Origin of the sequence: Haloferax profundi (assembly GCF_001469865.1) — an archaeon.
In the GTDB taxonomy this organism is placed as follows: Archaea; Halobacteriota; Halobacteria; order Halobacteriales; family Haloferacaceae; genus Haloferax; species Haloferax profundi.
The window spans coordinates 27,751-43,288 of sequence record NZ_LOPV01000150.1; the positions used below are offsets into that span (position 1 = coordinate 27,751).

General features: G+C 62.3%; 23 protein-coding genes. 3 read left to right on the forward strand and 20 right to left on the reverse strand.

Annotated features, from left to right (window positions below; genetic code table 11):
• The first annotated feature begins 22 nt into the window (after positions 1–22).
• From AUR66_RS07835 to AUR66_RS07845, 3 genes are all read left to right on the forward strand, one after another.
• Complete coding sequence (locus tag AUR66_RS07835) at positions 23–2,347, forward strand: hypothetical protein (RefSeq protein WP_157533028.1); 2,325 nt, start codon at positions 23–25, stop codon at positions 2,345–2,347.
• Positions 2,348–2,521: 174 nt separating this feature from the next.
• The gene (locus tag AUR66_RS07840) at positions 2,522–3,088 is read left to right on the forward strand and encodes an LURP-one-related/scramblase family protein (RefSeq protein ID WP_231727801.1); all 567 of its coding nucleotides are present in this window, start codon (positions 2,522–2,524) and stop codon (positions 3,086–3,088) included.
• A gap of 41 nt (positions 3,089–3,129) precedes the next feature.
• The gene (locus AUR66_RS07845) at positions 3,130–3,801 is read left to right on the forward strand and encodes a protein-L-isoaspartate(D-aspartate) O-methyltransferase (RefSeq protein ID WP_058571925.1); all 672 of its coding nucleotides are present in this window, start codon (positions 3,130–3,132) and stop codon (positions 3,799–3,801) included.
• A gap of 86 nt (positions 3,802–3,887) precedes the next feature.
• On the opposite strand, the gene AUR66_RS07850 is transcribed toward AUR66_RS07845, so the two are convergent.
• The 20 genes from AUR66_RS07850 to AUR66_RS07945 all read right to left on the reverse strand — a co-directional run.
• On the reverse strand, positions 3,888–4,832 hold the full coding sequence (locus AUR66_RS07850; RefSeq protein WP_058571904.1) for a formyltransferase family protein: 945 nt from the start codon (positions 4,830–4,832) through the stop codon (positions 3,888–3,890).
• Complete coding sequence (locus tag AUR66_RS07855) at positions 4,825–5,634, reverse strand: hypothetical protein (protein WP_058571905.1); 810 nt, start codon at positions 5,632–5,634, stop codon at positions 4,825–4,827. Before AUR66_RS07855 ends, AUR66_RS07850 begins: the two co-directional genes overlap by 8 nt.
• A gap of 240 nt (positions 5,635–5,874) precedes the next feature.
• Positions 5,875–7,344, reverse strand: a complete 1,470-nt coding sequence (gene secY, locus AUR66_RS07860; RefSeq protein WP_058571906.1) for a preprotein translocase subunit SecY — start codon at positions 7,342–7,344, stop codon at positions 5,875–5,877.
• Positions 7,345–7,347: 3 nt separating this feature from the next.
• Entirely contained in the window at positions 7,348–7,851 is a 504-nt protein-coding gene (locus tag AUR66_RS07865; protein ID WP_058571907.1) for an uL15m family ribosomal protein, read from the reverse strand.
• Positions 7,848–8,312: a 50S ribosomal protein L30 gene (locus AUR66_RS07870; RefSeq protein ID WP_058571908.1), complete on the reverse strand. Its 465-nt coding sequence runs from the start codon at positions 8,310–8,312 to the stop codon at positions 7,848–7,850. The genes AUR66_RS07865 and AUR66_RS07870 overlap by 4 nt, the downstream gene beginning before the upstream one ends.
• The gene (locus tag AUR66_RS07875) at positions 8,312–8,956 is read right to left on the reverse strand and encodes a 30S ribosomal protein S5 (protein ID WP_058571909.1); all 645 of its coding nucleotides are present in this window, start codon (positions 8,954–8,956) and stop codon (positions 8,312–8,314) included. Before AUR66_RS07875 ends, AUR66_RS07870 begins: the two co-directional genes overlap by 1 nt.
• Complete coding sequence (locus AUR66_RS07880; RefSeq protein WP_058571910.1) at positions 8,953–9,507, reverse strand: 50S ribosomal protein L18; 555 nt, start codon at positions 9,505–9,507, stop codon at positions 8,953–8,955. Before AUR66_RS07880 ends, AUR66_RS07875 begins: the two co-directional genes overlap by 4 nt.
• Positions 9,507–9,962 (reverse strand): 50S ribosomal protein L19e, encoded by a 456-nt coding sequence (locus tag AUR66_RS07885; RefSeq protein WP_058571911.1) that lies wholly within the window; start codon positions 9,960–9,962, stop codon positions 9,507–9,509. Before AUR66_RS07885 ends, AUR66_RS07880 begins: the two co-directional genes overlap by 1 nt.
• Positions 9,962–10,666, reverse strand: a complete 705-nt coding sequence (locus AUR66_RS07890; protein ID WP_058571912.1) for a 50S ribosomal protein L32e — start codon at positions 10,664–10,666, stop codon at positions 9,962–9,964. The genes AUR66_RS07885 and AUR66_RS07890 overlap by 1 nt, the downstream gene beginning before the upstream one ends.
• Positions 10,666–11,202, reverse strand: coding sequence for a 50S ribosomal protein L6 (locus AUR66_RS07895; protein ID WP_058571913.1), 537 nt, complete (start codon positions 11,200–11,202; stop codon positions 10,666–10,668). Before AUR66_RS07895 ends, AUR66_RS07890 begins: the two co-directional genes overlap by 1 nt.
• A 4-nt stretch (positions 11,203–11,206) precedes the next feature.
• The gene (locus tag AUR66_RS07900) at positions 11,207–11,599 is read right to left on the reverse strand and encodes a 30S ribosomal protein S8 (protein WP_058571914.1); all 393 of its coding nucleotides are present in this window, start codon (positions 11,597–11,599) and stop codon (positions 11,207–11,209) included.
• Between the two features lie 3 nt (positions 11,600–11,602).
• Complete coding sequence (locus AUR66_RS07905) at positions 11,603–11,779, reverse strand: 30S ribosomal protein S14 (RefSeq protein ID WP_058571915.1); 177 nt, start codon at positions 11,777–11,779, stop codon at positions 11,603–11,605.
• The gene (locus AUR66_RS07910) at positions 11,776–12,294 is read right to left on the reverse strand and encodes a 50S ribosomal protein L5 (protein WP_058571916.1); all 519 of its coding nucleotides are present in this window, start codon (positions 12,292–12,294) and stop codon (positions 11,776–11,778) included. The genes AUR66_RS07905 and AUR66_RS07910 overlap by 4 nt, the downstream gene beginning before the upstream one ends.
• Positions 12,291–12,992, reverse strand: a complete 702-nt coding sequence (locus AUR66_RS07915) for a 30S ribosomal protein S4e (protein ID WP_058571917.1) — start codon at positions 12,990–12,992, stop codon at positions 12,291–12,293. Before AUR66_RS07915 ends, AUR66_RS07910 begins: the two co-directional genes overlap by 4 nt.
• On the reverse strand, positions 12,989–13,345 hold the full coding sequence (gene rplX / locus AUR66_RS07920) for a 50S ribosomal protein L24 (RefSeq protein ID WP_058571918.1): 357 nt from the start codon (positions 13,343–13,345) through the stop codon (positions 12,989–12,991). The genes AUR66_RS07915 and rplX overlap by 4 nt, the downstream gene beginning before the upstream one ends.
• Before the next feature lies 1 nt (position 13,346).
• Positions 13,347–13,745: a 50S ribosomal protein L14 gene (locus tag AUR66_RS07925; protein ID WP_004042597.1), complete on the reverse strand. Its 399-nt coding sequence runs from the start codon at positions 13,743–13,745 to the stop codon at positions 13,347–13,349.
• Positions 13,745–14,089, reverse strand: coding sequence for a 30S ribosomal protein S17 (locus tag AUR66_RS07930; RefSeq protein WP_058571919.1), 345 nt, complete (start codon positions 14,087–14,089; stop codon positions 13,745–13,747). Before AUR66_RS07930 ends, AUR66_RS07925 begins: the two co-directional genes overlap by 1 nt.
• Positions 14,080–14,511, reverse strand: coding sequence for a ribonuclease P protein component 1 (locus tag AUR66_RS07935; RefSeq protein WP_058571920.1), 432 nt, complete (start codon positions 14,509–14,511; stop codon positions 14,080–14,082). The genes AUR66_RS07930 and AUR66_RS07935 overlap by 10 nt, the downstream gene beginning before the upstream one ends.
• Entirely contained in the window at positions 14,512–14,724 is a 213-nt protein-coding gene (rpmC, locus tag AUR66_RS07940; RefSeq protein ID WP_058571921.1) for a 50S ribosomal protein L29, read from the reverse strand. It abuts the gene before it with no gap.
• The coding region (locus tag AUR66_RS07945; protein WP_058571926.1) for a 30S ribosomal protein S3 at positions 14,725–15,538 on the reverse strand (814 nt) is incomplete at its 5' end.

Below are 15,538 nucleotides of genomic sequence, written 5' to 3' on the forward strand. Positions count from 1 at the left end.
CTCTCATTATACAGAGCTATTCATGAAATCGACAACGAAATCGAGTTCACTGTTGGTGGTTGCTGTCGCGCTTCTCGTCGTCATCGGAACGACCGGACTCGTCGCACCGATTCAGGTTGGGTCGAACCAACTGGACGGTGCAGCAGCAGCCATGGACAGTGGCGCGCAACAACCGAGTATCGCCAACGAACAATCGCAGTACAGTGAAGGACCCGGGTCACCGACCGGAGACGTCTCAGTGTCGGACTCGTCCGACTCAGACTCGGACGATGACGACTCAGGTGACCAGGCAGATTCGTCTGCCGACGGTGACGACAACGAACAATCGCAACACAGCGAAGGACCCGGTTCGCCGACCGGAGACGACTCACACTCGGACGACGGTGAGTCAGACGACTCCGAGTCGAACCACGACGACTCTGATTCGCACTCGGACGACTCCGACTCGCACTCGGATGACTCCGAGTCGAACCACGACGACTCGGCGGACCATCACGACGACGGCGACGACAACCCTGACCGCGCCGACGGTGCGGACGGGAGTGTGAACCCCGCCGCGAACTCTGGTCCGAGCGAGGACAGTGACCAATCGAGCGACCAGACGGTCGACCAGTCGCAGGACCAATCGCAGTCCGGCGAGGACAACGACCAGTCGCAGGGACAGGCCTTCGCGCGCGGACAGGACCAATCACAGTCCGGTGCGGACAACGACCAAGACCAGTCGCAAGACGGGTCCCAACGGCAGACACAGGCGCAGTCCGGTGACGACAGCGACCAAGCACAAGACCAGTCGACCGGACAGACACAGGCACAGACCCAAAGCGGGACGGCCAACCAGCAGAACGAAGAACAGGACGCCGCACAGCGTCAGAGTCAGACGCAAAGCGGCGACGACAGCGAGCAGTGCCAGACCGAAGACACGACGCAAGAACAGGAGCAAGCACAAGACAGCGAAGACAGCGAACAGTCGCAAGGCCAACTGGCCGACCAAGACCAGAGCCAAGCGCAGTCCGGTGACGACAGCACGCAGTGCCAGAGTCAGACGGATACGCAGTCGCAGGACCAAGAACAGACTGGCGAGAGCAACGACCAGACGCAGGGCCAGTCTGACGACCAAGCACAACACCAGAGCCAGTCCGGCGACGACAGCGACCAGGCGCAAGGTCAAGCGAGCGAGCAGACGCAAGACCAGACCCAGTCTGGTGCGGACAACGACCAGCAACAGCGTCAGTCCGACGACCAGACACAACAGCAGAGCCAGTCCGCTGACGACAGCGACCAAGAACAGGACCAGACGTCCGACCAGGGTCAAAGTCAGCGGCAGACCGGCGACGGTGCCGAGCAAGACCAGTCGCAGGACACAGACCAGACGCAAGACCAGACCCAGTCCGGCGAAGACAGTTCGCAGGACCAGTCGCAAGACGCGGACCAGTCGCAAGACCAGGCTCAGTCCGACGACGATTCGTCGCAGAACCAGCGACAGACGTCTGACCAGAACCAGGCCCAGAGTCAAAGCGGTGACGGCAACGCCCAGACACAGGGCCAGACGTCCGACCAGGACCAGGCGCAAGACCAGTCCGGCGGCGACCAAGACCAGACGCAGTCAGTCGCCCAGTCGCAGACGCAGGACCAAGACAGCGGCTCGCAGGCAGGTCAGGGTCAAGGTCAAGCCCAGGGGACCACCTCGTCGAACGACGACCAGGTGTCGTCTTCCATCGACGTGCAGGTGCAGGTCACCGTCGACGGACAGACCTACCAGGGCCAGACGCAAGTCTCCAGCCAGACCCAACAGCAGTCCGGCACTGTGATGACCGACGGCGGTCAAACGCAGGGCCAGACCATCATCCAGACGCAGGTCCAGATACAAGTCGGCGACAACAACCAGCAGACGCAGAGTCAGAGCGCCGACCAGGACCAAGAACAGTCTGAGAGTGACGCGTCGAGCGACTCGGACGACTCGGCGAGTGGAACCCAAAGCGAGAGTCAGTCGACGACCCAGTCGCAAGGTCAGGTGCAAGTCGGCGACGACAACACCCAGAGTCAGAGTCAGAGCGCCGAAGAAGAACAGAGCCAGAGTGACGGGTCGAGTTCCGACGACGGTGAGAACCATTCCGAGGGAACCGACTCCAACAGCAACGACGGTTCTTCGGACTCGACTGAAGACGCGGGAACTGAGTCGAACGACGCCACCGACTCGAACGACGACGGAGAGCAGACTGACGAGTCGTCGTCTGACGGCAGCGAACAGACCGATAGTTCGTCGTCCGACGACTCGAACAACGAACAGAACCAGACCGACGACATCGACACGAGTTCCGACTCGGACGGCGATTCGTCGGAGAACTAACCGAATCGACACCGGCGTCGGTCTCCCGACCGACGTCACGCGCTTCGGTCCAACTCTTTATCGGCAGTGCCTCACGAGTCACCCGTGATTCACCTGTAGACGAACGTCAGTCGTGGTAGACATAACAGTCATTCATCCAACATGTACATCGTCTCTCCGCTCGTTCTCTCGCGTATGGCTCGAAGACCGAGAGCGGAAGCACGGCGAGCGCGACGAGAAGGCCGCGGTATCGGACGCCGTGGCGGGAGACGAGAGTGGGAGCGCTACAAGATGACCCAGAAACTCGTCGCTATCGGGGACGACTTCTACGTCGAGAATCAGGCCGGGGTGCGCGTGTTCAAAATCGACGGGAAGGCGCTTCGCGTCCGTGACACCCTCGTGATGGACGACCTCCAGAGCGGAGACACCTACAAAATCCAAGAGAAAATCGTCCGCATCAAGGACACCATGACGGTCCGGAAGAACGGGCGACCCGAAGCGACGATCAAGAAGGCGCTCATCACGCCCCTCCGAGACCGCTTTACCATCTCCATCGGCGGCGACCGCGACCTCACGGTCAAAGGGAACATCCTCGACCACGAGTACAGATTGATGCGCAACGGTGAGCGGGTCGCGGAAGTCTCGAAAAAGTGGTTCCGCATCCGCGACTCCTACGGTATCGAAGTCTCACCGGAGATGGACGCTGGTCTCGTAGTCGCCTGTACCGTCGCCCTCGACATGATGGTCCACCCAACGCGGTGACGGACGACGAATACGACGCGGAGGCGGACGACGAAGGCGGCGTGGATACAGACGACGAGAGACCGACACGGGCACGACAGACCCTCGTCGAATCTCTCCGCGAACGCGGTCATATCTACACGACACGAGTCGCCAAGGCGATGGCTGCCGTTCCCCGACACGAATTCGTCCCCGACGCAGTGCGTGACCACGCGTACGCCGACGAACCCCTCGATATCGGCCACGGCCAAGTCGTGACTGCGCCACACCTCGTCGCACAGATGACCGAACTCCTCGAACTGCGCCCGGGGCAGACCGTCCTCGAAGTCGGGACGGGGAGTGGATACCACGCCGCCGTCCTCGCCGAGATGGTCGGCCCCGAGAACGTCTTCACCATCGAGCGGATTCCCGAACTCGCTGACGCTGCCCGCGCCGCACTCGAACGAACTGGCTATGGTGACGTGACTGTCGTCGTCGCCGATGGGTCGGGTGGACTTCCCGACCACGCTCCGTTCGACCGTATCAACGTGACTTCTGTCGCTCCCGACGTTCCGGGCCCACTCGTAGACCAACTCGCTGACGATGGTCGAATGGTGATTCCACTCGGCCCCCGTGGTGGGTCCCACGAACTGGTGCTGCTGACGAAGCAGGATGGTCGAATCGAACGGACGAACTACGGTGGGGTTCGGTTCGTGCCGCTGGTGGGTGCGTACGGATTTGCTGAAGAGGAGTGAGTGTCGCCACTCACGTCGCGGGTGAAACGAATCGTGGACACGCATTCCTTATCACTACCGAACGTCTGTCGCATCACTCAGTGACGCTATGGTCGCATCACTCCTGTCGGACCTCGCGCCGTCACCCACTGTTCGAATCGGGTCCGGACCGTCGCCGCCCTCCCGCGCAGGTTCCGCAGGAGGACACGACCTGCGAACCCAGGCGACCGTCGCTTGTTCACGGACGTGTACGGAGCGAGCGATGCGGGGGGCTCTGGCACGAACTCTGGGTCCCGCAGTCGTTCGATGCCCGTGGCCAGCATGTCCACCTGCACTCCGTGGACGCGTTCGTAGACTTCGTCCAGGGTTCGAGCATCCGTGATGTCGACCGACTCGATGGCGACGACGTTCCCACCGTCGAGGTCGTCGGTGAGTTGCTGCAGCGTCGACCCAGCTGTGTCCTCCCCGGCGACGAACGGCTGGGGCGGGCCGAGGCCCCGATGACGTCGGATATCTGCCGGGTGAAAGCTCAGGACACCGTACGGCGGCTCCGAGAGAATCGGTCCGGTGAGGAGGTTGAACCCGAACCGGACTACGACGTCCGTCTCCGTCGCAATTCGCTCGACGACGTCGGAGGGCAGCTCACACCAGGAACCGTCGACGGGAATCGGCGTACAGTACACCCGCGTTGCATCGTCGAGACACGGGACTTCGTCGAGCGGAATCCGCTGTGACCGCCCCGGTGAGCCAAGCCCCAGTACCCACGAAAGCTTCTGTTCCGCGAGGACGAACGCCCAGAACCGCTCGCGTCGCAGGACGTGAGAGAACAGCCGGACGTCGTCGAGACCGATTCCTCCTGCGTTGTTGGTGGCTCGCTCCCCGAGTGGTGAGGCCCCCTCACTGAATCCCGGATGGTCGATATCCTCCACCTCGTTGACCACCACCAATGGGACATCGACACCTGTCTGTTCGACCATCCGTTCGAGTGCCTCGACCTGCCATCCCAGGAGGTTTCTGTTGGCGAGGACGCAGACCGATTCAAGTTCAGACATCGGTCTCTCTCGGCTGCCTTCGGCCCTGAGCCGACCTGATAGTCCACAGCCCCCATTTCCCAGCGTTGATGGCGGTGTCCTTTAGATACTCTCCGGCCCACTCGGTGTACGAGTCCGCCCAGCGGTTGGGGTGGACGAGGAGGTACAGACGGGGGAACCGCCTGTCCTCGATGAGCCCAACCAGGTCGTCCGTCGAGGTAATCTGCATCGGCTTTATCGACGGACCGACTGGCCAGTCGTTGACGATGGTCTTTTCGTCGTACCAGGTGCGGTTCGTATCCGAGAAGTAGACCACGTCCGAGAAGTCTACCGAGAGGTACACCTCCCCGAGCAGGTCGTGTTCTGCCAACTCCGTGACCTTCCAGAGGTCCCGGTTGTCGTACGGCGTGAGCGGGTTCCCGTGCATCGAGACGGTGTCCACCGTGACGTGTTCCCGGAACTGTTCGAGGTTCTCCACGAACGACTCGACTGCGGCGCCGAGGTCGCCGTCCACCGTATCGACGTCCTCGTAATGGTAGCCAACCTCGTGGCCCAGCCTCTCTACTTCCCGGAGTACCTTGGGCTTGAATGTCTTGTCTATTATCCTGAAGTAGTAGGTCACCGAGACGCCACGCTCGGCTTCGATTCGGGCCATCTTGAGTGCGTTCCCCACCTTCCGGTCGACGTCGTGGCGGAGGACGATGTAACGGTCGGGGAGTGTCTCGTGGGTGACGTACTCCCTGACTGTCAGTATCCGGTAATCGTTCTGAATGGCTGACTTAAGTATACGCTGATATTTATTGTACGTAAAGTCCAGCTGCATTATACATAATTCCAACGTGTGATACAATAAAGTTCACTCAGCAGAACTGTTTATTCTCTCAACAAGATTAGTCGGTGACAGAAGAATGGGTCCATGAGCCCATCGAACTCTCGCTGTACTGCGACGAGGGGACGTCAGTCGAGACGCGACGGGGGTCAGGAGCGGTCGGATGGCGCTTCGTAGAGTCGTGACTCAGACGGTTGTGATGATAAAAATATCCGCGTGGAGTAGCGTTCGAGTCTACTCCGAACCGAACATCTGGCGCATCATCGGGTGCATCTCCATGAGCTGCTCCTCGGCAATCTCCTCGTACAGCTTGTACGTGATGGAGACCGTAAGCAGCAGCCCCGTCCCGGAGACAGCACCGATGGTACCCAGCATGTTCGCCATGACGGCGAGCAGGCCGACGAGTGCGCCACCGATGACGGTCACCTGCGGGATGTACCGCTCCATGACCTTCTCGATGACCTGCGGGTTGCGTCGGAACCCGGGAATCTGCATCCCGGAGTTCTGAATCTGTCGTGCGGTCGATTCGGGCCCCATGCCCGTCGTCTCGACCCAGAAGACAGCGAACACCGCGCCACCGACGATCATGAACGTGAGGTCGATGAGGACGCGGATGGCGATGTCGAGGGGGTCGGCCGACGTGAGACCCAGGAACCACATCCAGTCGGAGCGCGACTGGATGGGCGCCAGGTAGTAGAACAGGCCACCGGTGACCTGTCCACTCGCGTACTCGCCCAGCCACGCAGGCATTCCTGCCCACTGGCTGTCGAGGATTCGCCCGAGGAACTGGATGTTCGCCTGCAGGGCACGGACGAGGATCATCGGCAGGACGCTCGCGTAGATGAGTTTGACCGGGAAGCGACCGCGGGCACCCTTCACACGAGCGTGCGAGAGGGGAATCTCGACGCGGACACTCTCGGCGTACACGACGATGCCGAAGATGAGCAGCGTCGTGATGAGCGCGAGCAGTTGGCCCTGACCGAGGAAGATGGTCGACAGCAGGTCAGTCGGCGAGGTCGGCAGTTCGACGGAACCGGAGATGATTCCGAACCACGTCGGGAAGAAGCCCGACGCGCCACCGAGGCCCTGCCAACTGAACAGCCCACCGACGAGCTGCTGGCTGACACCGGCGATGATGAACAGCCCAACACCGGAGCCAACGCCCCACTTGCTGACGATCTCGTCCATGAACAGGATGAGGACACCACCGACGGCGATCTGCGCGAAGATGAGGCTCTTCACGCCGAAGGAACCGATGCCGAGCGAGGCCGCGACGGCCGGGTCGGCCGGCAGGAAGTTGCCAGCGAACACCATCGGCAGGCCCGTCAGGACGATCATGACCCCGACGAGCAGTTTCTGCAGACCCTGATAGAGGATCTGGTCGCGCGGGTTGTTGTCGGTGTCGAGCCCGAGCAGGTCAGCACCGCCAAGCAGTTGTAAGACGATGCTTGCCGTGACGATTGGACCGATGCCCAGTTGGAGCACCGACCCTTGCTGGCCGGCCAAGATGGACCGGAACTGACCGAAGAGGTCGTTCGCGGCCGCAGCGTCGACGCCGAACAGCGTCACGTTCGTCAGGAAGAAGTACAGGACGAGGATGCCACCCGTCCACCCGAGTTTCCGGCGGAACGGTACGTGTCCCTCCGGTCGGGCGACTGCGGGCATCCGCGCCAGCACTGGTTCGGCGGCGTCCTTCCATCCCATGATTTATTCCTCGTCGTCCTGGTCGGCGTCGGCTTCAGCTTCCGCTTCGGCTTCGGCCGCTTCTTCTGCGCGTTCGGAGAGTTCTGCGCTGCCGCCAGCCTCTTCGATGAGTTCGACGGCACCGGCGGTGAACGCGTCGGCGACGACGTTCAGTTCGTTGCGAACTTGCCCGCCACCGAGCACCTTGACGACGTCCGCGTCCCAGCCGTCCTCGGCCACGTCGCGAGCGTCGATGGTGTAGGCGTCACCGTCTTTCTCGGCGAGTCCGTCGGCGGCGAGGAGGGCAGCGTCCTCGTCGAGCTTCTGGACCTTGACTTCGGCGACGGTGTCCTGCAGGACGTCCGGTCGCTTGAAGCCGTGCTTGCCGAGCGGTTCGTAGTTGTGGAATTCGTGCTTGTCGCGCCCGGCACGGCCGCGGCCACCACGGTGTCCGGCACCACGCCGGTTCTTGTGGGTACCGCCGCTGTGGGTCCGGGAGCCACGCTGGCGTCGTTTCTTAGACGTCATCGCATTGCCTCCAGGAGTTCGTCGATTTGGTCGGTCTCGTGCTTACCGAGCTGACCGCCTTCCTTCGTGACGTGCTTCTGGCCGCGGTGGCCACCACGTGCGGGGTGGAGACGGAGGACCGGAGAGATACCCTGCTCGCGCAGCGTCGTCTCTTCGTCGTAGACGGCCTGTGCGAGCGAGGAAACGTCCTCGAAGTCCGTGTTCTCGGAGACCCACTCGTCCGTGATGTCGCCGGAGCCCTTCTCGGGTTCGGCGCGGGTGCGGATGAGCGTCTCGACGACGTCGACACTCGGCGTGCCGTGTGCGACGTAGTCGTTGACCTTCGTGATCATTCCACGGTAGGTGTCGGTCTCGGGGACGAACGTCGCGTGGTTGACACGGTGGATGTTGAGCATCGACAGCGTGTCACGGACGTCCTGTGCCATGTCGACTTCACCGCGAAGTTGGACGATAGCCTGCATCAGTCGCGCACCTCCTGACGAATCTCACGAGCGCGTTGCGGTGTACGGGACTGCGACGCGTTCTTGAGTGCGTTGTACGTTGCCTTGGCGAGGTTGACGGTCGTCCGCGTGTTCCCGTCACTCTTGGTCCAAGCGTCCTGGACGCCGGCGAGTTCGAGGATGTTGCGGACCGTCTCTGCGGCCGCGAGGCCGAGACCCTGCGGTGCCGGGATGATTCGGACCGTCACGGAGCCTGCCTTCCCTTCTGCTTTGCGCGAGAGGGAGTTGAGGCCGCCTGCACGGTCTTCCCAGGAACCGGAGCCGCGGTCAACCTTGATAATGTTCAGTTTCGCCACCTCGATAGCTTTCTGAATCGCCCCGCCGACCTGGTCGTCGCGGGCTTCAGCGTAGCCGAGGTAGCCGTCACGGTTACCGACAGCAACGACACACCGGAACTTCACCCGGCGGCCGGAGTCGGTCATGCGCTGAACCATGTTGATGTCGAGAACTTCGTCTTCCAGTCCGGGGAGGAGCTGGTCGACGATCTGGGGCTCCTTGAGCGGAAGCCCGGTCTCGAGCGCGTGGTCCATCGACGTGACGTCGCCGTTCTGCACCATGCGGCCGAGCCGCGTTCGCGGCTCCCAGCCGTTGTTATTTCTGCTCATTCGTCCTCCTGAAGGTTCCCGAGCACTTCGTCGAAGTGGTCGGGGAGGTTCGTGGCGTCGAAGTCTCCACTGTAGAGCGGCTCGTCGAGCTGCTCTGCGTACTCTGCGATGTGGACACCGCGGTTGCGGTCCCAGTCAGCGAGCACTGCGTCGTTGTGGGGGATTTCGAGGCCAGCGTCGATAGCACCCTCCTGCACTGCGAAGACCTTGTTCCCGGGCGTGGCCGTGTTGAGGCCGATGTCGAGGACCGCTTCCTCGACGCCGGCGGCCAGCGCCCGCTTGCCTGCCAGGTACCCCGTGAGGTACGCGCTCGGGAGGTTGCCCGTGGGGGCTTCCCAGCCGTACTCGGCGAGGTCGGCAGAGGTCGCTGCAGCGTGGGTCTCGTCGCCCTGCGGGCCCGGCGTGACCAGCTGCGCCCTGACGTGCTTGTTGCTCACGCGAGCAACGAGGCGGGGTTTACCCGATTTCAGCAGGCGCAACCTTTGATGGTAGTCCGTCCGGACTTCGCGGCGGCGACGCATCGGAACCTTGTATCGTGGTCCTGTCGCCATTATTGAATCTCCACCTGGTAGTTGTTCTGGATGTATGCTTCGAGCCGGTCCACGCTGTCGAATTCGCCACCGGACGCCTTGTTGTAGAGCGAGCGGTACTGGGTACGGTCGAGCGTACCGTCGTCACGCAGCTCCTTGAGGCGACGGCGCTGGGCGCGGATTCGGCTGACCCATGCGTCTTTCTTGTTCTTCCGAGCGCCGGAACGACCCTTGCGGGAGCCGGCACCCTTGCGGTGACCGTAGGAACGCTTGGCGGCGCGCTCGCGTGCGCGTCCTTTCGAGTTGCCCTTGGCGTCCTTCGCACGAATCGTGCCCTCGTCGACGAGTTCACGAATGTCTTCGCGCGTGATGGCCTCCGCGATGTCGGACTGTGCTTCGGGGTCGAACCACACACGGCCCTTGCCGACGTCGAGGACGTCAGCGGCCATGCGCTTCTGTGCTTTCAGGTCCGTCATCAGTTGTCCACCTCGACTTCGACGTAGGTGGGGTTGAGGACGCGAATCTCGCGGTCCTCACACTCTTCCTCGATACGCTCGCGCTTGCGCGCGCCGACCGAGGACGCGATACGAACGGCCTGCGTGTCGCCGTCGACGCCTTCGAGGTCGTCCGTGTTGAACACGCGGACTTCCTCGAAGCCGGACGGGTGCAGACCACGGGCGGCCTTCGGCGTGCGGTAACCCGCTTCGACCTTGGGGCCCTTGCCCTTGACACCACGGCGCTGCTTGGAGAGACCACCACGGGGGCGCCGCCACGACGTGGGCGTGCGCTTCTTCTTGTGGTAGTCTTGCCGGTTGAACTGCGGCTTGCCTTCGCGGCGCTTCTGTGCGAGGGCCGCGGCCTTCTCGGCGTCGAGTTCGGGCTTCTTGTCCGCGTGGCCGCGGGGGCGAAGCTCGGTCTCGACGTCTTCGGCTGGCTCTTCTTCGGCTTCTTCGGACTCGTCTTCGACCTCAGCCTCCGCCTCTTCGGAGACTTCGAGGCCACCGACGTCGGCCTTGATACGCGCAGCGAGCGCGTTACCAATACCGTCGACCTCGGCCAGTTCGGACTGGCTCGCGGCCTGCACGTCGTCGACGCTCTCGAAACCTGCTTCGCGAAGTGCGTCAGCCTTGGACGGGCCGACACCGCTGATGTCTTCGAGTTCGGTGATTTCTTCCGACATTAGGCACCACCGGTCGTGGGTTTCTGGGTGATGTACACGCCGTCGGTGAACACGCGAGTGTCCTTGTCCGTGACGCGAGTGAGTTGTTCGATATCGGCGGCAGTCTGCCCGACGTCCTCCTTGTTGGGGCCGCTCAGGGTGACTTCTTCGCCGTCGACCTGTACCTCTGTGTCACCGCGAATCTGCGCTCGTCGCGGGGACTTCTCGCCGAGGAAGTTCTTGATGACGACGTCGTCACCTTCGACGCTCACTTGCATCGGGAAGTGAGCGTAGTGGACTTCCATCTGGTACTCCCATCCCTCGGTGACGCCGTGAAGCATGTTGTTCACGTGGCTCTCGAAGGTGCCGATCGTCGCGTTCGTCTTCGCGTTCTCGACGTCGGTCTCGATGACCACGGAACCGTCTTCGACGGCGACCGAGATGTTCGGGTACCACAGGCGCTTGGTGACGCTGCCGTTGGAACCCTCGACGGTGAGTTCGAGGTTGTCGACCTCGGCGGTTACCTCGTCCGGGATTTCGATTTCTATTCGGCTCATTGTTCTAGTAGACGTAGGCGATAATCTGGCCACCGATGCCCTGTTCGCGGGCCTCGTAGTGGCTCATGACGCCGTGGCTCGTCGTGACGATGAGCGCACCGTAATCACGGGCAGGGAGGAACTGCTTCTCCCATCGCTCGAAGTCGTCAGCACCCGCGGAGTACCGCGGTTTGACGGCGCCACACTTGTTGATTGCGCCTTTCAGTTCGACCTCGAACTTACCGGCCTTGCCGTCGTCGACGAATTCGAAGCCGTCGACGTACCCGCGGTCGTAGAAGACCTCGAGGACGGAGCCGATGATGTTCGAGGCGGGCTGGATCTCGTGGGACAGGTGTCCGACGCTCTCGGCGTTGTTCACACCGGAAAGCGCGCTACTGAGTGGATCGTTGTCAGCCATATATTATCGGTACTTCTTGAATCCCATATCGCGGGCAATCTCTCGGAAGCACTGTCGGCACAGGTTGATGTCGTACTTGCCGACAAGTCCTTGCTTTCGACCGCAGCGCCGGCACTCGTTCTCCTGGCCGGTGCGACGGCTGGCGTGCTCGCCCGTCTGTTCTGTTTCGCTATCGCTCATTCTTCAACCTCCACGTCGAACGTGGATTCGATGAACGCGACGGCGTCCTCGACGGTCATCCGGTGGGAAGACGGAATCTGGCGAGAGCGCTTGTCGCGCTTTTTCACACGGTATCCGGGGCGGACGAGGTTGACCGTCACGTCCAGGCCGTAGATACCGATCTGCGGGTCGTACTCCTGACTCGGGAACTCGGTGTGTTCTTCGACACCGAAGCCGAAGTTCCCCGTCTCGTCGAACGACGAGTACGAGAGGTCCGCGATGGGGAGTGCGGTTTCGAGGAACTCGACGGCGGTGTCACCACGGAGGGTGACCTTCGCGCCGACGGGTTCGCCTCGGCGGACACCGAAGTCCTGCGAGGCACGGCCGGAGACCGTTCGAACGCTCTCTTGGCCCGTGATCTCTTCGAGGATGTCCTCGGCTTTCGCGAGTTCGCGACCACCTTCGCCGACGCCCATGTGGACGACGACTTTCTCGATACGCGGGTCGCGCATCGCGTGGAATTCAGCTTCGCTCATTCGTCATCACCCGTGAAGTTCTCGTCGATGACGACGACGTACTGTTCGATGGTCTCGAACTCGCCGTCTTCGGTCTCGACGACAACGGAGTTGTTTCCGCTGCCCTGAGTCGTGATGATCTCGGTGACCTCGCCGATTTCGCCGGCGTGGGAGCCAGCGACGGCGGTCACGAGCGCACCTTCCTCGTAGGGGAAGTGGACGACGACGTCTTTCGTCTCGTTGTCGACGACGATGGAGTCCTTGTTGTTGTACTCCGAGGCGTCGTCGACGACGAGGTTCGAGCCGTCGTGAAGGGTCAGCTGGAACTTGCCACCGCTGACCTGCGTCTTGCGGACGATCTTCCCGAGTCGGCTGGATGCCGAGTCGGCGTCGACTGGCGTCAGTGCGAGACGGCCTCCCTCGTCGGGGAAGACACGGTAGTATTCGTCACGCTCGGTGAACGCCAGGATGTCGAACATCCCGATGGGACGGCGGACGTCGGAAGCCGGGTCGCCGTTGACCAGAACGCTCTGGTTGTTGAGGGCGTACTTGGCTTCCTTCTTCGAGTCCACGTAGCCGAGCACGTCGCGCAGGACGATGAGCAGGGGAACCCCTGCTTCGCCGTGCGGGCCGGCACCGGCTTTGACCGTGAACGTGCCTGTCTTGCGCTCGACCGGCCAGGACTTCGGTACGGACAGTCGCTTCTGGTGTCGAGTCATTCGTTATCCTCCTTGAGTCGGGCCTCGCGCACGTCGTCTTCGAGGTCCAGTTCCGTCACACGGACGTTACTGGCCTGAAGGGGTCGTGGGACCTCCTCACCGTCGGCTTTGGCCACAGTGACGCCTTCGACGTAGATGACGGCGTCCTTGAGGTCGACCTCGGTGACTTCGCCATCTTCGCCGGCGAAGTCGCCACGGAGTACCTCCACGGTGTCGCCCACGTTGACGCGGACGTTCCGGGTGTCGTACTCCTCGCGGAGGTCGGCCGACAGCGGTGCGCGGACCTGCTTTTGCCGCTCGTGGAGCGGCGCATTGCGAACTTCGTTTCGCTGTTTGCGCGGTTGTCGGGTCATACTATACAATCATCGTAGCCGTCGATGCGATACTCCCGAAGCGCTCGGCCACTTCACGCGCAACAGGACCCTTAATCTCGGTCCCGCGAGGCTCTTCCATCTCGTCGATGATGACGGCGGCGTTGTCCTCGAACTTCACGCGCGTCCCGTCCGGCCGGCGGATAGATTTCCGCTGTCGGACGATGACGGCTTCGAGCACCTGGCGGCGCATCTCGGGGGTCCCTTTGGTGACCGAGACGGTCACCTTGTCCCCGATGCCTGCCTTGGGGTGGCGGTTCTTCGTACCGGAGTAACCCGCGACGCTGATAATCTTCAGTTCACGAGCGCCGGTGTTGTCGGCGCACGTGACCAGCGAGCCACGAGCAACGCCTTTGGTGATGTCTGCTTTGAGCGCTTCCATCACTCGTCACCCCCGATGATCTCAACCACAACGTGTGATTTCGTCTTCGAGAGCGGGCGTGTCTCCGCAATTGTTACTTCGTCACCGACAGCGACGTGGTCGAGCACGCCCGGCACGTGTGCCGGAATGCGCGAACGTCGCTTCATGTAGCGGTCGTACTTCGGAACGAATACGTCGTACTCCCGCTCGACGATGACGGTCTTTGCCATGTCCGTCGAGACGACTTTGCCCTCCAGGGTCTGACCCCGGACGGAGAGCGAGCCGTAGAACGGACATTTTTCGTAGTCGTAAGCCTCCGAGTCGTCGGGTTCCGGAGGCATTGGAACGTCAAGTCCTATCGCCATTTCGAGTCACCTGTAGTTTCGGTGCGTAGGGCGGGTCGTGAGAGCAGTTGTGAGCCATCCACCGTAACGTAGGCCACGCCCTCGCAATTCCCGGTGTGGGAAGCGGCCGATGATGAGTCGGCGCGCCGACCAGACTGACTGGCATCTAATCCGCCAGTAGTATCCGATCGAAGTTTGGACGTGGTCCCCGACGCCTTCGCAGCGCCGGCGGCTTCATCTGTGCTCGGAATCGCAAATTCGAATGTCGCCCCTCGTTTGGGCACCTGCCGCACCCGAGTCCCGTCGTCGACCATCAAGGTGCGCATCGTCTCGACGACGATACGCCCGGCTATCCCGACCAAGTCGGGGTTCGCCGCCTCGACGACCTCTACAGAGAGGCCGTTGAGTTCGTGTCGCGTGAGGGTCTCGGGTGTCAGTGGCATTTATTCTTCGTCGAGGTCGCCTTCTTCGCCCTGAATCGTCTTGATTCGGGCGATGGTCTTCTTCAGTTCAGAGACGCGCCCCGGATTGTCCGGTGCGCCACCCGCGGCCTGCACGGCCTTGGCGTTGAGCAGTTCGGTCTCGAGCTCTTCGAGCTCGGCGACGCGCTCTGCGGGCGTCATGTCGCGAATCTCTTCGGTGTAGAGGATCGCCATTTATTCTTCCTCCGTCTCGTCTTCGTCTTCCATCTCGGCGACGAGGTCGGCCGCCTCTTCGGCGACGTCTTCGTCGAGTTCTTCCTCGACGGCTTCCTCGTCGTCGTCGGCCGCTTCGTCCTCGACGACCTCTTCGTCGTCGTCGACGACTTCTTCGACGGCTTCCTCGACGACTTCCTCGTCGACGGCTTCCGTCTCGGGCTCTGCTTCGACGTCCTCGGCGACGTCCGGAATCTCTTCCGGTTCCTCTTCGAGGAGGTCTTCGACGCTCTCGGTCTCTTCGATCTGTTCGACCGCTTCGGGCTGAGCGTCTTCCTCGACTTCGAAGTCGTCGGGGAGGCGCGCACCCGGCGGGATGATCTTGACCGTGACGCCGATGGTACCGAGCTTCATGACTGCGACGCCCTGGCCCTCGTCGACGATTTCCTGTGCGGGTTCACCGTTGTGCTTGATGTAGCCACGGTTGAACTTCTCCACGCGCGAGCGAGCGCCCGTGACCTTCCCGGAGAGGACGATTTCGGCACCGAGGGCGCCGGCGTCCATGATACGGTCGATGGTCGTGTGGCCCGCTTTGCGGAAGTACCAGCCACGCTCGAGTGCGTTGGCGAGGCGGTCGGCGACGATCCGGGCGTTGAGGTCCGGTTCGTCGACTTCCTGCACGTCGATCTGGGGGTCGTCGAGGTTGAATCGCTCTTCGAGTTCTCGGGTCACCTTGCGGATGTTCTTCCCGCCTTTCCCGATGACCATCCCGGGCTTCTCGGCCTTGAGCACGATCTGCGTGCCCATGGGCGTCTTCGCGACGTCCATGCCGCCG

Bases quoted from the DNA above. Each gene is read 5' to 3' on its own strand.
- AUR66_RS07835 (WP_157533028.1), top strand. From the start codon at position 23: ATGAAATCGACAACGAAATCGAGTTCACTGTTGGTGGTTGCTGTCGCG.
- AUR66_RS07840 (WP_231727801.1), top strand. From the start codon at position 2,522: ATGGCTCGAAGACCGAGAGCGGAAGCACGGCGAGCGCGACGAGAAGGC.
- AUR66_RS07850 (WP_058571904.1), bottom strand. From the start codon at position 4,832: ATGTCTGAACTTGAATCGGTCTGCGTCCTCGCCAACAGAAACCTCCTG.
- AUR66_RS07855 (WP_058571905.1), bottom strand. From the start codon at position 5,634: ATGCAGCTGGACTTTACGTACAATAAATATCAGCGTATACTTAAGTCA.
- secY (WP_058571906.1), bottom strand. From the start codon at position 7,344: ATGGGATGGAAGGACGCCGCCGAACCAGTGCTGGCGCGGATGCCCGCA.
- AUR66_RS07865 (WP_058571907.1), bottom strand. From the start codon at position 7,851: ATGACGTCTAAGAAACGACGCCAGCGTGGCTCCCGGACCCACAGCGGC.
- AUR66_RS07870 (WP_058571908.1), bottom strand. From the start codon at position 8,312: ATGCAGGCTATCGTCCAACTTCGCGGTGAAGTCGACATGGCACAGGAC.
- AUR66_RS07875 (WP_058571909.1), bottom strand. From the start codon at position 8,956: ATGAGCAGAAATAACAACGGCTGGGAGCCGCGAACGCGGCTCGGCCGC.
- AUR66_RS07880 (WP_058571910.1), bottom strand. From the start codon at position 9,507: ATGGCGACAGGACCACGATACAAGGTTCCGATGCGTCGCCGCCGCGAA.
- AUR66_RS07885 (WP_058571911.1), bottom strand. From the start codon at position 9,962: ATGACGGACCTGAAAGCACAGAAGCGCATGGCCGCTGACGTCCTCGAC.
- AUR66_RS07890 (WP_058571912.1), bottom strand. From the start codon at position 10,666: ATGTCGGAAGAAATCACCGAACTCGAAGACATCAGCGGTGTCGGCCCG.
- AUR66_RS07895 (WP_058571913.1), bottom strand. From the start codon at position 11,202: ATGAGCCGAATAGAAATCGAAATCCCGGACGAGGTAACCGCCGAGGTC.
- AUR66_RS07900 (WP_058571914.1), bottom strand. From the start codon at position 11,599: ATGGCTGACAACGATCCACTCAGTAGCGCGCTTTCCGGTGTGAACAAC.
- AUR66_RS07905 (WP_058571915.1), bottom strand. From the start codon at position 11,779: ATGAGCGATAGCGAAACAGAACAGACGGGCGAGCACGCCAGCCGTCGC.
- AUR66_RS07910 (WP_058571916.1), bottom strand. From the start codon at position 12,294: ATGAGCGAAGCTGAATTCCACGCGATGCGCGACCCGCGTATCGAGAAA.
- AUR66_RS07915 (WP_058571917.1), bottom strand. From the start codon at position 12,992: ATGACTCGACACCAGAAGCGACTGTCCGTACCGAAGTCCTGGCCGGTC.
- rplX (WP_058571918.1), bottom strand. From the start codon at position 13,345: ATGACCCGACAACCGCGCAAACAGCGAAACGAAGTTCGCAATGCGCCG.
- AUR66_RS07925 (WP_004042597.1), bottom strand. From the start codon at position 13,745: ATGGAAGCGCTCAAAGCAGACATCACCAAAGGCGTTGCTCGTGGCTCG.
- AUR66_RS07930 (WP_058571919.1), bottom strand. From the start codon at position 14,089: ATGGCGATAGGACTTGACGTTCCAATGCCTCCGGAACCCGACGACTCG.
- AUR66_RS07935 (WP_058571920.1), bottom strand. From the start codon at position 14,511: ATGCCACTGACACCCGAGACCCTCACGCGACACGAACTCAACGGCCTC.
- rpmC (WP_058571921.1), bottom strand. From the start codon at position 14,724: ATGGCGATCCTCTACACCGAAGAGATTCGCGACATGACGCCCGCAGAG.